The following is a 14498-nucleotide window of genomic DNA, read 5'->3' as shown; positions in this document are numbered from 1 at the left end:
CCGTCGCCGCGTCGCGTCAGTCCGCGATCTCGATCTCGTACGGGTTCGACTCCACGCCCGACGCCGTCACTACGCACAGCTCGACCCGCCCCGGGTCGACGTCCACCGGGATCGGCACGACCAGCACCGCGTCGCACGGGTTGGCGAAGCCGGTCTCGGTGGGGACGAGCGGCGCGTAGACGTGCACGGCGCCGAAACGTACGACCACGCGCGCGAGTTGGTCGGGTTCCGCGGCACCCGCGCCGACCAGGTTGGTGCCGCGGATCTCGATGTCGTCGCCCTGCCGCACCGCGGTGTCGAGGTTCCCGGGCACGTGCACGCGCACGACCGACAGGATCACGGGGCGGTTGTTCTCGACCAGTTTGGCGACGACGTACACGGCGACGGAGACCATCGCGAGCGCGACGAGGGTCGCCGGGATGTCCGGCAGGGCGCCGGGGTCGCGGGCGAGGCCGACCACGACGAAGCCGACGGCGACGAGGTTGACCAGGGCGTACTGCGCGTCCGTGAGCGAGCTGCGGCCGTTGTCGTCGGTCGCGAGGTCCCGCAGCCGGGCGCGGTCGGAGTGCGGCTTCTGGAGGACGCGGCGGCCGACCTTGTCGCCGACGACGCGGCGCACCAGGACCGCGGCGAACAGCGGGGCCGCGAAGAGCGCGATCTGGTCGGCGGACACCGAGCCGAGGCTGTCGAGGAGGTCGGAGCGGTCGTCGCCGTCCGAGGCGGCGGCGAGGCGTACCGCGAAGAAGGCGAACGTATAGGTGAGGGCGACGGCCCACAGTCCCGCGACGGCCTTGGACGTGGACAGCCGGCCGTCTGCCCCGCGCACCGGCGCGTAGAGCCCGGCACCCGCGCGGGCCCAGTACGCGAGGCCGGTCAGCAGTGCGGCCGACACGACGGCCGCGGTCAGGGCGGCGGTGCGCGTCACCGTCCAGCCGGTGCCGATCGCGGTCAGCGCCTCGACGACCAGGAGCACGACCACGGCGCTCCAGAGGACCGCGAGCGTACGGGTGCCGAGCAGGCGCAGCGCGGCCCTGCCGTGGGCGCGTCGCTTGGTGGCCAACTCCTGTGATCGAGAACGGAGTTCGTCGTCTATCCACTGCCGGGTGGCCGGTTCGGAGGGCGCCACGACGGACGGCACCCCCTCGCGGCGGGCGAGCGCGCGCCGTGCCTCGGCGAAGCCTTCGTGGGCCCGCCGGTACTCCTCGCGGACCACGCAGTGGCAGTCCGGACCGTGCACGCTGACGCCGTGCGCCATCGAGAAACCCTCCCCTGGGACCGGCGGCGCGCCGCGTTCCGTGTTCGCACCTGCCAGCGGGCATTCTGCCGCATGACACGAGTTGCCGATGATGCCGGTGGGATACGGGACTTCCGCTCCACCCTCCGATTCACCCGTACCCCACTGTGTTTAACCTGGGCAATAGTCGGACTTCCTAGTATCTTGGGAGCCAGGCATCTGTTCGTGCGTCGCCCCATGCGTTGTCGGAGGCTCTTGTGGCCCTGTACGTCCCGGTTCGTCCCGTGCGGTTCGTGACCGCGTCCGCCCTCTTCGACGGGCACGACGCGGCCATCAACATCATGCGGAGGATCCTCCAGTCCCAGGGCGCCGAGGTGGTCCACCTCGGCCACAACCGCTCGGTGAGCGAGGTCGTCGACGCGGCGCTGGAGGAGGACGCGCAGGGCATCGCGGTCAGCTCGTACCAGGGCGGCCACGTCGAGTACTTCGAGTACCTGGTCGAGTCGCTGCGCGAGCGCGGCGCCGACCACGTGCGGGTGTTCGGCGGCGGGGGCGGCGTCATCATCCCCGAGGAGATCTCCCGCCTGGCCCGCTCCGGCGTCACGGTCTTCTCCCCCGAGGACGGCCAGCGCCTCGGCCTCGCCGGGATGATCAACACCCTGGTCGAGGCCTGCGACGTCGACCTCGCCGAGCGTCCCGCCGCACTGGACGCGCTCCTCGCGGGCGACCGCGGCGCGCTGGCCCGCACCCTGACCGTCGTGGAGAACCGCGGCCTGGACGACACCGACCTGGCGGCGGTACGCGCGGCCGCCGCGGACCGGCGCGTACCCGTCCTCGGCATCACCGGCACCGGAGGCTCCGGCAAGTCCTCCCTCACCGACGAACTCGTCCGGCGCCTGCGCACCGACCAGCAGGACAAACTGCGCGTCGCGGTGCTCGCGGTGGACCCGACCCGGCGGCGCGGCGGTGGCGCGCTGCTCGGCGACCGCATCCGGATGAACGCCCTCGACGGCGAGCGGGTGTTCTTCCGCTCCATCGCCACCCGCGCCGCGGGCCGCGAACTCCCCGAGCGCATCGACCAGTTCCTGGACGTGTGCAAGGCGGCCGGCTACGACCTGGTGATCCTGGAGACGCCGGGCATCGGACAGGGCGACGCCGCGGTGACGCAGTACGCGGACACGGCCCTCTATGTCATGACGCCCGAGTTCGGCGCGGCCTCCCAGCTGGAGAAGATCGACATGCTGGACTTCGCCGACGTCGTCGCCATCAACAAGTTCGAACGACGGGGCGCGGAGGACGCGTTGCGCGACGTGTCACGGCAACTCGTGCGCAACCGCGAGGCGTTCGGCTCGCGGCCCGAGGACATGCCGGTGTTCGGCACCAGCGCGGCGACGTTCAACGACGACGGCGTGACGGCGCTGTACCAGCACCTCGCGGAGCGCCTCGCCGAGCAGGGCCTGCCGCGGCAACAGGGCGCGCTGGCACCGGTGTCGGTGCGTACCTCCACCGGCGCGGCGCACATCGTCCCGGCCTCGCGCACGCGCTACCTGGCCGAGGTCGCCGAGACGGTGCGCGGGTACCACGCCGATACGCGCGCGCAGGCGGACGCCGCCGCGCGCCTCCAGCGGGTCGCCCTGGTCCGCGACGAACTCCCGGAGCCCGTCGGGTCGGTGGACGCCCTGCACGCCGACGCCGAGGCCGCGGTGACGGCGGACTCGCGTGCGCTGCTGGCCTCCTGGCCCGCGACGGTCGAGGCGTACTCCGGCGACGAGCAGGTCGTGCGGGTCCGGGACCGCGAGATCCACACCGCGCTGACCCGGGAGTCGCTGTCCGGCAACCGCATCCGCCGGGTCGCGCTGCCGCGCGTCACCGACCACGGCGAGTTGCTGCGGTTCCTGCGCGAGGAGAACCTGCCGGGCTACTTCCCGTTCACCGCGGGGGTGTTCCCGTTCAAGCGGGACGGAGAGGACCCGGCGCGAATGTTCGCGGGCGAGGGCGACCCGTTCCGCACCAACCGGCGCTTCAAGCTGCTGTCCCACGACGGCGAGGCGACGCGCCTGTCCACGGCGTTCGACTCCGTGACCCTGTACGGCCGCGACCCCGACGAACGCCCGGACATCTACGGCAAGGTCGGCACGTCCGGCGTCTCCGTCGCGACCCTGGACGACATGAAGGCGCTGTACGACGGCTTCGACCTCACCGCGCCCTCGACGTCGGTGTCGATGACCATCAACGGCCCGGCGCCGACGATCCTGGCGTTCTTCCTCAACACCGTGGTGGACGCCGAACTCGACAAGTTCCGGGGCACCGAGGGCCGCGAGCCGTCCGAGGCGGAGGGCGCGGAGATCCGGGCGAAGGCGCTGGCAACCGTGCGCGGCACCGTGCAGGCGGACATCCTCAAGGAGGACCAGGGGCAGAACACCTGCCTGTTCTCCACCGAGTTCAGCCTGCGCATGATGGCGGACATCCAGGAGTGGTTCATCGAGAACCGGGTGCGCAACTTCTACTCGGTGTCCATCTCCGGCTACCACATCGCCGAGGCCGGGGCGAACCCCATCAGCCAGCTCGCGTTCACGCTCGCGAACGGCTTCACGTACGTCGAGTCGTATCTCGCGCGCGGCATGGACGTCGACGACTTCGCGCCGAACCTTTCGTTCTTCTTCAGCAACGGCATGGACCCCGAGTACTCGGTCCTCGGCCGCGTCGCCCGCCGCATCTGGGCGGTGGCCATGCGCGACCGCTACCACGCGAACGAGCGCAGCCAGAAGCTCAAGTACCACGTTCAGACTTCGGGCCGCTCCCTGCACGCGCAGGAGATGGACTTCAACGACATCCGCACGACGCTCCAGGCGGTCATCGCCATCTACGACAACTGCAACAGCCTGCACACCAACGCGTTCGACGAGGCGGTGACCACGCCCACCGAGGAGTCGGTCCGCCGGGCCCTGGCGATCCAGTTGATCATCAACCGCGAATGGGGCCTCGCGATGAACGAGAACCCGCTCCAGGGCTCGTACATCATCGACGAGCTCACCGACCTGGTCGAGGAGGCGGTCCTCACCGAGTTCGACCGCATCAGCGAGCGCGGCGGCGTCCTGGGCGCGATGGAGACCGGCTACCAGCGCGGCCGCATCCAGGACGAGTCGATGCTGTACGAGCAGCGCAAGCACGACGGCACGCTCCCCATCGTCGGCGTGAACACCTTCCGAGCCCCGCACGCCGAGGACGCCCCGCCCGCGCCCGTCGCCCTCGCCCGGGCCACCGAGGCCGAGAAGGAATCGCAGCTCGCCCGGGTCCGGGACTTCCGCACCCGGCACCGCTCGGCCGCGGACGCCGCGCTTGCCGCCCTCAAGCACGCGGCCACCCACCACGAGAACGTCTTCGAGGTGCTGATGAGCGCGGCCCGCGTGTGCACCCTCCAGCAGATCACCGAGGCGTTCTTCGAGGTGGGCGGCGCGTACCGGCGCAACGTCTGACGCGGTCGGGCCTGGCTCGGCACGGCCCGGTTCGGCACGGTCCGGCACGGCCTGGCCTCGCTCGGCTCGGCCTGGCCTGGCCTGGCTCCGCACAGCTCGGCACGGCCCGGTTCGGCACGGCCCGGCCTCGCTCGGCTCGGCTCGGCCGGCCTGGCCTGGCCTGGCTCGGCTCGACGGGCCCAGGCCAGGCTCGGCGTCAGGGCTTGGTCGCGGTGGCGGTCGTGGGACGGGTCGCCGAGCGCAGGACGTTGGCGCCGACGACGAGGCCGGAGGCCAGCAGGGTCACCAGGCCGAACGAGACCACGAGTGACGTCGCGTCGGCCACCGCGCCTATCGCCGAGGGTGCGATCAGGCCCGAGGTGTAGGTGACGGTGGCGACACCGGCGATGGCCTGGCTGGTGTTGGGGCCACCGCTGTGCCCGGCGGCGGCGAAGGCCAGCGGGACGACGACCGCGATGCCGAGGCCCATGCAGCCGAACCCGGCCATCGCGAGGGCGGGGTGCGGGGCGAACACGACCAGCAGGCCGCCGAAGGTGGCGAGGACGCCGCCGGACCGGACCGTGCGTACCGCGCCGAAGCGGTTGACGACGGCGTCGCCGGCCAGTCGGGCCACCGCCATGGTGAGGGCGAACGCGGTGGTGGACGCGGCGGCGAGGCCCGCCGAGGTGTCGAGTTCGTCCTCCAGGTAGACCGCCGACCAGTCGAGGCTGGCGCCCTCCGCGAACACCGCGCAGAAGCCGACCGCGCCGATGAGCCAGGCCGACTTGGGCGGCAACGCGAAGTGCGGGGGCGGGTGCTCGTCGGGGGCGGCCTCGACGTTCAGCACCCACCGGGAGACCACGAGGCCCGCGGCGGTGAGGACGACGGCGGCGACGGCGAACTGCGCGCGGGCGTCGACGTCCAGGTGCGCGGCGACCGTGCCGACGCCGGAGCCGACCAGAAGGCCGACGCTCCACATGCCGTGCAGGCCGGACATGATCGAGCGGCCGAGGCGGTGCTCGGTCTCGACGCCGATGGCGTTCATGGCGACGTCCGACATGCCGGCGGTGCAGCCGTAGACGAACAGGACGGCGCACAGGGCGTACACGTTGGGGGCGAGCGCGGGCAGCGTGAGCGCGAGCGTCCAGAGTGCGAGGAGGCCGCGCATCGCCTTGCGGGCGCCGAAGCGGTGGGTGACGGCCCCGGCCATCGGCATCGCCACGGCGGCGCCGATGGCCGGGAAGGCCAGCGCGAGGCCGAGTTGGCCCGCGCCGACCGAGGCGTGGTCCTGGATCCAGGGGACGCGCGTCGCGAAGTTGCCGGTGACCGCGCCGTGCACGCAGAACACCGCCGCGACCGCGTACCGGGCGCGCCGGAGGCTCAGCCGGTCGGTCTCGGTGTCGGCCGACAAGAGGCTCATGGCGCTCCCTTTTCTCCCGTCCAGGACTCCCGCGGTAAACTATCAGGAACCCTGCCTGATAGAAATATCTGGAAGGATCCTCCCCATGCCGCCCGCCTCGCCCAGCACCGCCCGGGCCCTCAACGACCGGCTCGCCCTGCGGCTGCTCCAACACGAGGGCCCGCTGACCGCGGGCCAGCTCAAGACCCTGACCGGCCTGTCCCGGCCGACCGTCGCGGACCTGGTCGAACGCCTCCAGGGCTCCGGCCTCATCCACGTCGTCGGCGAGACCGGCGCCGAACGCCGCGGGCCCAACGCGCGGGTGTACGGGATCGTCGCCGACCAGGCCCACCTGGCCGCGGTGGACGTCCGCATGAACAGCGTCGGCGTCGTGGTCGCCGACCTGCTCGGCACCACCCTCGCCGAGGCCGCCGCCCCGATCGACGCGGCGGGCGGCATCGACGACGCCGTCGAGCAGGCCGTCACCCTGGTCGAACGCGCCGCCCGCGAGGCCGGGGCCAGCCGCCTGCACAGCGTCGGCGTCGGCGCCCCCGGCCTCGTCGACCCGCGCACCGGCGAACTCCGCGACTCCTCCGGACTCCCGGGGTGGCACCGCCGCCTCGTCACGGCCCTCCAGGAGCGACTGCCCGCGACCGTCCTCGTGGAGAACGAGACCAACCTCGCGGCCACCGCCGAGCGCCGCTACGGCGCGGCGCGCGGCCAGGACACGTTCGTGCTCGTCTGGCTCAGCCTCGGCATCGGCGCGGCCGTCGTGCTGGACGGCCGGGTCCGGCGCGGCGCGTCCGGCGGCGCGGGCGAACTGGGCTTCCTGCCGGTCCCCGGCACGAACGGCGTCCCGAGCGCCGACTCCTGCGACGGCGGCTTCCACTCCCTGTGCGGCAGCCCGGCGATCGTCGAACTCGGCGCCGAGCACGGCCTGTCGGTGCCGGACGGTGCGGAGCACCGGGAGCCGCCGGCCGCCGCGCTCGTCCGTACCGCCGTCGCCGCCGCCACCTCCGACGCCGACGCCTTCCTCGACGCCCTCGCCACCCGCCTCGCCCTCGGCGCGGCATCCGTCGCCGCCGTCCTCGACCCCGGCTGCATCGTCCTCGGCGGCGAAACCGGCCACGCCGGCGGCCCCGCCCTCGCCGCCCGCGTCCAGGACCACCTGGCCCCGCTCTCCCCCGTCCGCACCGAAGTCCGCGCCACCCCCCTGGGCGGCGCCGCCATCCTCCGCGGCGCCCTCCTGGCCGCCCAACAGGCAGCCCAGGACGCCTTGTTCCCCTCAGAGTCCTGACCCGCACCGCTGCGGGAGCGCGGGAGCGCGGGAGCGCGGGAGCGGCGCGGGAGCGCGGGAGCGGCGCGGGACGCCCCTGCCGGACCCGCCGCCCAACGGCTCACCGCATCAGCCGCTCCCCCGCGCGCAGATAGCGGTCCGTAACCTGCTTCTGCATGAAGCGGGCGAAGGGGGCGCCGAGTTTGGACCACCAGGTGCCGGGGCGGCTGAACGCGCGTACGACGAACCAGACTTCACCGTCGGCGTGCAGCTCGGCCCAGAACGCCTCCTCGCCGCGTTCGGGGTGGCCGGGGAGGGTGCCGTACGCGAAGCCCTTCCGCGCTGGCTCGTCCAGCACGGCCACCACCCGGCACGGCACCGGGATCCGCACCGGTCCGACCCGCGCGCCGCAGGTGATGTCCACCCCGACCGCCGCCCGCTCGGCCCCCGCGCGCACGGTGAGCCCCGCCCCGCGCTGAACCTCCCACCGCAGGATCGCGTCCGCGAGCACCGCGAAATCCCGCTCCCCGCGCCCGACCCTCACCCGCCGCTCAACGTGGTGGTACCCGACGGGCATCACCTCAGCGAGGGTGCCCCCGACCTCGGAGTACGTCAACACGGCAGCAGTCATGAGGCCATCCTCCCGCCCCAGCCACGTCGCCAGGCCAAACGGGTGAAGGAATAAACGTTCCCCGGCGCGGGCCATCTCAGTCGTACGGTGACGGCTTCCGTCTCGACGGAGGAGGGCACATGACCATCATGGTCGAACGACACGTCAACATCCCCGAGCTCCTCGATGACCTCGATGCGGCCGACGGCTTCCGCGTCGAGTACGTCGAAGGGGGATTCACTGTGACGCCACCGCCATCACAGGAGCACGAGGACATCGCCGGCAATCTGCTGAAACAGCTCAACCGAGCCGATCTGGCGCACGTCTACCCGGCCGGTCGTGCCTTCTGCCTCGGGAACGGGTGCTCCGACGCCGAGGTGGGCAACCACGTCGTCCCCGACGCCTCGGTGGCGGCACGGGAGTTCACACCCGAAGAGCGGCGGCAGGCGAGTCTGCACAAGAACTGGATCATTGCGGATGCACTGGACCTGGTGGTCGAAATCACCAGTACAAACCGCAAAAATGATCTTAAGGACAAACTGATTCCTACGGGCGCGCGGGGATTCCGCGGTGTTTGATCATCGACCACGCCAAGCGCACGGTCGGGCTCCATACCAAGCCCACCGGAAACGTGGCACAGCCCGGCTACCAGGCCAAGCAGGGCTATCCCTTCGGGGACGATGTACCGCTGCCCGAGCCGTACCCCATCCTGAGCACCAAATCCTGGGACTGATTCCGAGGCCCGGACACGCACGGGTGCCCGGTGGTTCCTTGTGGACCACCGGGCACCCGCGCGTTCGTCGCCTACCGCGTCACTCCCACTCGATGGTGCCCGGGGGCTTGCTCGTCACGTCGAGGACCACGCGGTTGACCTCGCGGACCTCGTTGGTGATGCGGTTGGAGATGCGGGCGAGGAGGTCGTACGGGAGGCGCGACCAGTCGGCGGTCATGGCGTCCTCGGAGGAGACCGGGCGCAGGACGATCGGGTGGCCATACGTGCGGCCGTCGCCCTGGACGCCGACCGAGCGCACGTCGGCCAGCAGCACGACGGGGCACTGCCAGATCTCGCGGTCCAGGCCCGCGCGCGACAACTCCTCGCGGGCGATGGCATCGGCCTCGCGGAGCGTGTCGAGACGGTCGGCGGTCACCTCGCCGATGATGCGGATGCCGAGGCCGGGGCCGGGGAACGGCTGGCGCCAGACGATCTCGGACGGCAGGCCCAGCTCCTCGCCGACCGCGCGCACCTCGTCCTTGAACAGCTTGCGCAGCGGCTCGATCAGCTTGAACTGGAGGTCCTCGGGCAGTCCGCCCACGTTGTGGTGGGACTTGATGTTGGCGGTGCCGGTGCCGCCGCCGGACTCCACGACGTCCGGGTACAGGGTGCCCTGCACCAGGAACTCGACCTGCTCGCCGTGCGCGTCGGCCTCGGCGACGACCTCGGCGGCGGCCTGCTCGAAGACGCGGATGAACTCGCGGCCGATGATCTTGCGCTTCTCCTCGGGGTCGGTGACCCCGGCGAGGGCGGCGAGGAAGCGCGCCTGCGCGTCGACGACCTTGAGCGAGACGCCCGTGGAGGCGACGTAGTCGCGCTCGACCTGCTCGGCCTCGCCCTTGCGCAGCAGCCCGTGGTCGACGAAGACGCAGGTCAGCTTGTCGCCGACGGCCTTCTGGACGAGGGCCGCGGCGACCGCGGAGTCCACGCCGCCGGACAGCCCGCAGATGACGTGCTTGTCGCCGACCTGCTCGCGGATGTCCGCGACCTGCTCGTCGATGACGTTCGCCATCGTCCAGTCGGCCCGCAGGCCCGCCCCGACGTGCAGGAAGCGTTCCAGGACCCGCTGGCCGTGCTTCGAGTGCAGGACCTCGGGGTGGTACTGGACGCCGTACAGCCTGCGGTCGTCGTCCTCGAACGCGGCGACCGGGGCGCCGTCGGTGGTGGCGGTGACGGTGAAGCCCTCGGGGGCACGGTCCACCGAGTCGCCGTGCGACATCCACACCGACTGCGCGATCGGCTGGCCCTCGAACAGCGTGGAGCCGGTGTCGGTGACCTTGAGGTCGGTCGCGCCGAACTCGGCGAGGCCGGTCTCGGCGACGTTGCCGCCGAGCGCGCGGGCCATGGCCTGGAAGCCGTAGCAGATGCCGAACACCGGTACGCCGGCCTCGAACAGCGCGGCCCCGACGGCGGGCGCGCCGTCCGCGTACACCGACGACGGGCCGCCGGACAGGATGATCGCGGCCGGCTTCTTCGCCAGGATCTCGTCGACCGGCAGGGTGTGCGGGACGATCTCGCTGTAGACGCGGGCCTCACGAACCCGTCGGGCGATCAGTTGCGCGTACTGGGCACCGAAGTCGACGACGAGAACGGTTTCGGCACCGGTCGCGTCCGGACTGGTCGAGGTCACGGAGGGCCTTCCGAGGAGTGCGGGGGTCACCCCGATTCTACGGGGCCGCGGGCGGCGGTCCGCCGGGGCTCCGACGGGCCGGGAACGGGCAGCGAAGCGGGCGGGGAACGGGCGGACGCGCGGCCGGCATCCGGCGCCCACGAAGCGGAACGTGCGTCTCGACATACGGAAGGCATCCACACGCCCGTTGCAGAGTCGGCATACTGGCGGACATGTTCGGAACGGCAGCCGTCTTTACCTATGGCCCGGGGACCCCCGGCGCCATCGCTGCCGCCTGAAACGACCACAGGCTTCAACGGCGCCCCGGGTTCTCGGAACCCGGGGCGTCTGCCGTTTCCGGGTATGCGAGCAGCCGGCGCGCCACGACCCAGGGAGACCACCATGAGCAGCACCCAGCCGACGAGCCCCGCCGCCCCGCAGTCCCCGGCGGCCGCTCCGGACCAGGTCATCGCGGACACGCGCGCCCGCATCGACGACGTCGACCGGCGCATCATCGCGCTGATCACCGAACGCGTGGCGCTCTCGAAGGAGGTCCAGCGCACCCGGATCGCGGCGGGCGGGCGCCGTGTGCAGCTCACCCGCGAGATGGACGTCATCGGCCGCTACCGCGAGGCGCTCGACAAGCCGGGCACCGAGGTCGCGATGGCGCTGCTGGAGCTGTGTCGGGGCCGCATCTGAGGGGCGGGCAGGGCGTGCCGGACGTGCGGGCCGCGGTGCCGAACTGACGTCCCTTCAGAGGAGGGCCCGGCAGGAGATCGGCCCGCACGTCACCCGAAAGGGAACGTTCTCCGACCCGTCGGCGTAACCTCCCCGCGCCGACCGTCGTTGTGCCTGCTGACCAGCCCGCCGGTACGGCGGTTCCTGGTGCAGGATCGTCGGCGCGATGAGGCATGTCGTATGCGGCTGCCGTGGGACCTCGCGTCGGCGCCGTGANCCCCCCCCCCCCCCCCCCCCCCCCCCCCCCCCCCCCCCCCCCCCCCCCCCCCCCCCCCCCCCCCCCCCCCCCCCCCCCCCCCCCCCCCCCCCCCCCCCCCCCCCCCCCCCCCCCCCCCCCCCCCCCCCCCCCCCCCCCCCCCCCCCCCCCCCCCCCCCCCCCCCCCCCCCCCCCCCCCCCCCCCCCCCCCCCCCCCCCCCCCGAGCCAAGGCGGCCACGTGCGGCGCACCGCGCGGCGCAGGACCCACGGCGGCGTGCCGAACGGCGACACGGCACGGCAGTCCGCACCGAATCGTCACGCTCCGCCCGGAGATCACACACTATCTGCAATCGCACCGGCCGCGGGCACTCCGGCACACCGGACAACGGGACGCCGGAACACCGAGCCGCGGCCGGGGCGCGGGCGGCGGCGGTGCGAGGCGGCGGTGGCGTTCGTGGTGACGCGGACTGTAGCGGCGGTGGCGGTCCTGGTGGCGCGGGCGGTCGTGGCGGCCGCGTTGCGACGCGCGGAAAACGGGCCGTGCCTGCCGTCGCGGGCCGTAGCGGTTGGACCGGTCAAGACCAGTCAGCGCATCCCGTCAGCGCATCCCGAAGGTCTTCATTATCCGCAGTGACAGCGTCAGCGACCGCGCCCACTGCTCGTCGGTCATGCCGAACGGCGCCGCGATCGGGATCACCCGCTGCGTCGCCACGGTCTGCGCCTCGGTGAACTTGGTGATGCCCTCGACCCCGTGCCGCCGCCCGAGCCCCGAGTCGCCCATGCCGCCCATCGGCGCACCCGCGCTGCCGTACGACGCCGCGTAGCCCTCGTTGACGTTCACGCTGCCGGCGCGCAACCGCCGCGCGACCCGGGCGCCGTGCCGGGTGTCGCGCGTCCAGACGCTGGCGTTGAGGCCGTACGCCGTCGCGTTCGCGCGCGCCACGGCGTCGTCGACGTCCGTGAACGGGTAGACCGCCACGACCGGGCCGAACGTCTCCTCCGCGCACACCGCCATGCCCGGCTCCACGTCCTGGAGCACGGTCGGCTCGTAGAAGAGCGGGCCGATGTCGGGGCGCGCGCGTCCGCCGGTCAGTACCTTGGCGCCGTGCTCGCGGGCGTCCTCGACGTGGCGCGTCACGTTGTCGAGTTGGCGGCGCGAGACGAGGGAGCCCATGTCGGCGTCCCAGTCGTAGCCGGGCGCGAGGCGCATCGCCTCGACGCGGGCGAGGAAGCGTTCGAGGAACTGGTCCTGGACGTCGGCGTGCACGTACATGCGCTCGATCGACACGCAGAGCTGCCCGGCCGACGAGAAGCATGCGCGTACGGCACCCTCGGCGGCCCGTTCGAGGTCCGCGTCCGGCAGCACGATCATGGCGTTCTTGCCGCCGAGTTCGAGGGACGCGCCGACCAGCCGCGCCGCGGCGCGCTGCGCGACCTCGCGGCCGGTGCGCGTCGAGCCGGTGAAGCAGACGTAGTCCGCACGGTCGACGACGGCGGGGCCGATGACGGGGCCGTCGCCGATGACGATCTGCCACAGGTCCTCCGGCAGGCCGCACTCGGTCAGGACGTCGAGGGCCCACAGGGCGGTCAGCGCGGTCTGGGTGTCGGGCTTCATGACGACCGCGTTGCCGGCGATCATCGCGGGGACCGCGTCGCCGATGGACAGCGCCAGCGGGTAGTTCCACGGGGAGACGAGACCGACGACGCCCTTGGGGTGGCGCACCTCGACGGCCTTGGTCAGCACCGGCAGGGCTCCGGCGCGGCGGCGCGGGCGCAGGTGGCCGCGTGCCCGACGGCCGTAGTGGCGGCAGCACAGGGCGACTTCGAGGACCTCTTCGAACGCGTGCTTGCGGACCTTGCCGGTCTCGGTCTGGATGATGTCGAGGATCTCGTCCTGGCGTTCCAGAAGTCGGTCGTGGAAGCGCAGGAAGACCGCGGCGCGCTCGGCGACGGGACGCTCGGCCCAGAGCTCCTGGGCGGCGCGGGCCCGCGTGTACGCGAGGGCGACGTCCTCGTCCGTCGACTCGGGCAGCTCGGCGACCGCGGCACCGGTGAACGGGGCCCGGGTCGTGACCCTGGTCGGATCCGGACCGGCCACGACGCGCCGCAGCAGGCGGTCGACCGGAAGCCGGGGGTGGGCAGCGGGGATCGCGTCGCGGGCGGTGTCGGTCATGGGCCCAGGGTAAGCCGGGCTACTTCGCGGTAACAAGGGCGCGGCCGGGACACGGCCGCGGCGGATCAGCCCTCGCGGAAGTGCGTCACGACGGTGTCGAAGGCCTTCTTCGCGGCCGGCCAGTCCGCTTCGAAGGACGCCACGTAGATCGAGAAGTCGGTGCCCTGCGCGGTACGGATGCCCAGGTCGATCGCATGGCTGGGCCGCAGGTCCCCGCTCTCCGGCGCGAACGGGTTGCCGCGCCACGTGAACTCCCACACCGCCGCCTCCCAGCCGGGGGCGTCGACGGGGTAGTCGTCGAGTTGGAGCGTCCGGTAGTCCTGCTTGCGCTTCTGGAAATCGGCGTCGATCGCGCGGAAGTTGTCGAGCGGGTGCACGCCCTGGTTGTCCACGCCGATGCGCAGGAATGTCTTGCCGCGCGGGTCGACATAGTCGATCTGGCTGCCGCTCTGCGAGCGCTTCCACCCGGTCGGGACGAAGAGCGAGAAGCCGGCGGGGTCACGGGTCCAGGTGTAGCCGGGGACGCTCGTCGGCGCGCCGGTGCCCGGCGACCCGCTGGTGGCGCCGGTCGCCCCGGTGGGCGGGGTCAGGCCGGGCGCCGTGCTCGGGCTGCCGGACGGCGGGGTGCTCTGCGGAGCGGAGGGAGTCGGCGGCAGGACGGCCGGCTGACCCTGGCCGCCGCCGGTGGCGGTGTTGTTGGAGTCGGCGGAGTTGCCCTTGTCGTTGTCGTCGTTGCCTATGACGACGACGGCCACCACGGCGGCCGCGATGACGGCGACGACGAGCGCGACGACGCCGAGGATCATCGGCTTGCGGGACGCCCGGGGTCCGGGTGCGGCTGCGGCTGCGGCGCTCGCTGCGGGCCCGAAGCCCGTCCCGGTGCCGTTGCCGCTGCCGGTCCAGGAGCCGTCCGGGCCGGGCGAAGTGGCGTACGGCGCCTGCGCGTTCGCGGCGTAGGTCGGCGCGCCGTGCGTGCCGTGCATGCCCACGGACGGCACGTACGTCGGCGGCGCGGGCGGCCCGGACGCCGCCGGG

Annotated in this window: 9 protein-coding genes and 1 pseudogene; 4 read left to right on the top strand and 6 right to left on the bottom strand. The window is 72.9% G+C overall.

The features are described 5' to 3' along the window. Positions 1 to 16 precede the first annotated feature (16 nt). The gene (locus ACRX5S_RS14675; protein ID WP_436773337.1) at positions 17 to 1255 is read right to left on the bottom strand and encodes a hypothetical protein; all 1239 of its coding nucleotides are present in this window, start codon (positions 1253 to 1255) and stop codon (positions 17 to 19) included. A gap of 272 nt (positions 1256 to 1527) precedes the next feature. Between ACRX5S_RS14675 and icmF the strand changes: the two genes are divergently transcribed. Next, positions 1528 to 4710 (top strand): fused isobutyryl-CoA mutase/GTPase IcmF, encoded by a 3183-nt coding sequence (gene icmF, locus ACRX5S_RS14670; protein ID WP_436773336.1) that lies wholly within the window; start codon positions 1528 to 1530, stop codon positions 4708 to 4710. A gap of 196 nt (positions 4711 to 4906) precedes the next feature. Here icmF and ACRX5S_RS14665 read toward each other — a convergent pair whose 3' ends face one another. Next, the gene (locus tag ACRX5S_RS14665; RefSeq protein WP_436773335.1) at positions 4907 to 6109 is read right to left on the bottom strand and encodes an MFS transporter; all 1203 of its coding nucleotides are present in this window, start codon (positions 6107 to 6109) and stop codon (positions 4907 to 4909) included. An 85-nt stretch (positions 6110 to 6194) separates the two neighbouring features. On the opposite strand from ACRX5S_RS14665, the gene ACRX5S_RS14660 reads away from it, so the two are divergent. Beyond that, positions 6195 to 7385 carry an ROK family transcriptional regulator gene (locus ACRX5S_RS14660; protein ID WP_436773334.1) on the top strand — a complete coding sequence of 397 codons (1191 nt, stop codon included), beginning with the start codon at positions 6195 to 6197 and terminating at the stop codon, positions 7383 to 7385. 100 nt (positions 7386 to 7485) lie between these two features. On the opposite strand, the gene ACRX5S_RS14655 is transcribed toward ACRX5S_RS14660, so the two are convergent. Continuing rightward, the gene (locus tag ACRX5S_RS14655) at positions 7486 to 7995 is read right to left on the bottom strand and encodes a DUF1990 family protein (protein WP_436773333.1); all 510 of its coding nucleotides are present in this window, start codon (positions 7993 to 7995) and stop codon (positions 7486 to 7488) included. Between the two features lie 119 nt (positions 7996 to 8114). Here ACRX5S_RS14655 and ACRX5S_RS14650 point away from each other — a divergent pair, with 119 nt between their 5' ends. Continuing rightward, complete coding sequence (locus ACRX5S_RS14650) at positions 8115 to 8552, top strand: Uma2 family endonuclease (protein ID WP_436773332.1); 438 nt, start codon at positions 8115 to 8117, stop codon at positions 8550 to 8552. Positions 8553 to 8786: 234 nt separating this feature from the next. On the opposite strand, the gene guaA is transcribed toward ACRX5S_RS14650, so the two are convergent. Then, the gene (gene guaA / locus ACRX5S_RS14645) at positions 8787 to 10376 is read right to left on the bottom strand and encodes a glutamine-hydrolyzing GMP synthase (RefSeq protein WP_436773331.1); all 1590 of its coding nucleotides are present in this window, start codon (positions 10374 to 10376) and stop codon (positions 8787 to 8789) included. Positions 10377 to 10757: 381 nt separating this feature from the next. Between guaA and ACRX5S_RS14640 the strand changes: the two genes are divergently transcribed. Then, the gene (locus ACRX5S_RS14640; protein ID WP_436773330.1) at positions 10758 to 11054 is read left to right on the top strand and encodes a chorismate mutase; all 297 of its coding nucleotides are present in this window, start codon (positions 10758 to 10760) and stop codon (positions 11052 to 11054) included. 834 nt (positions 11055 to 11888) lie between these two features. Here the strand turns inward: ACRX5S_RS14640 and ACRX5S_RS14635 are convergent. Both ACRX5S_RS14635 and ACRX5S_RS14630 read right to left on the bottom strand, forming a co-directional pair. Next, positions 11889 to 13463, bottom strand: coding sequence for a succinic semialdehyde dehydrogenase (locus ACRX5S_RS14635; RefSeq protein ID WP_436773329.1), 1575 nt, complete (start codon positions 13461 to 13463; stop codon positions 11889 to 11891). Positions 13464 to 13528: 65 nt separating this feature from the next. Continuing rightward, a pseudogene (locus tag ACRX5S_RS14630) lies at positions 13529 to 14498 on the bottom strand (hypothetical protein); the annotation flags it as partial.

Source organism: Yinghuangia sp. YIM S09857, from assembly GCF_051388915.1.
Classification (GTDB): Bacteria; Actinomycetota; Actinomycetes; order Streptomycetales; family Streptomycetaceae; genus Yinghuangia.
The sequence above is the reverse complement of the archived record's forward strand: the minus strand, read 5'-3'. Positions and strand labels throughout refer to the sequence as shown.

What these genes read in the sequence shown, in the direction of transcription:
- ACRX5S_RS14675 (WP_436773337.1), bottom strand. Translation starts at nt 1,255, where the DNA reads ATGGCGCACGGCGTCAGCGTGCACGGTCCGGACTGCCACTGCGTGGTC.
- ACRX5S_RS14665 (WP_436773335.1), bottom strand. Translation starts at nt 6,109, where the DNA reads ATGAGCCTCTTGTCGGCCGACACCGAGACCGACCGGCTGAGCCTCCGG.
- ACRX5S_RS14660 (WP_436773334.1), top strand. Translation starts at nt 6,195, where the DNA reads ATGCCGCCCGCCTCGCCCAGCACCGCCCGGGCCCTCAACGACCGGCTC.
- ACRX5S_RS14655 (WP_436773333.1), bottom strand. Translation starts at nt 7,995, where the DNA reads ATGACTGCTGCCGTGTTGACGTACTCCGAGGTCGGGGGCACCCTCGCT.
- ACRX5S_RS14650 (WP_436773332.1), top strand. Translation starts at nt 8,115, where the DNA reads ATGACCATCATGGTCGAACGACACGTCAACATCCCCGAGCTCCTCGAT.
- ACRX5S_RS14640 (WP_436773330.1), top strand. Translation starts at nt 10,758, where the DNA reads ATGAGCAGCACCCAGCCGACGAGCCCCGCCGCCCCGCAGTCCCCGGCG.
- ACRX5S_RS14635 (WP_436773329.1), bottom strand. Translation starts at nt 13,463, where the DNA reads ATGACCGACACCGCCCGCGACGCGATCCCCGCTGCCCACCCCCGGCTT.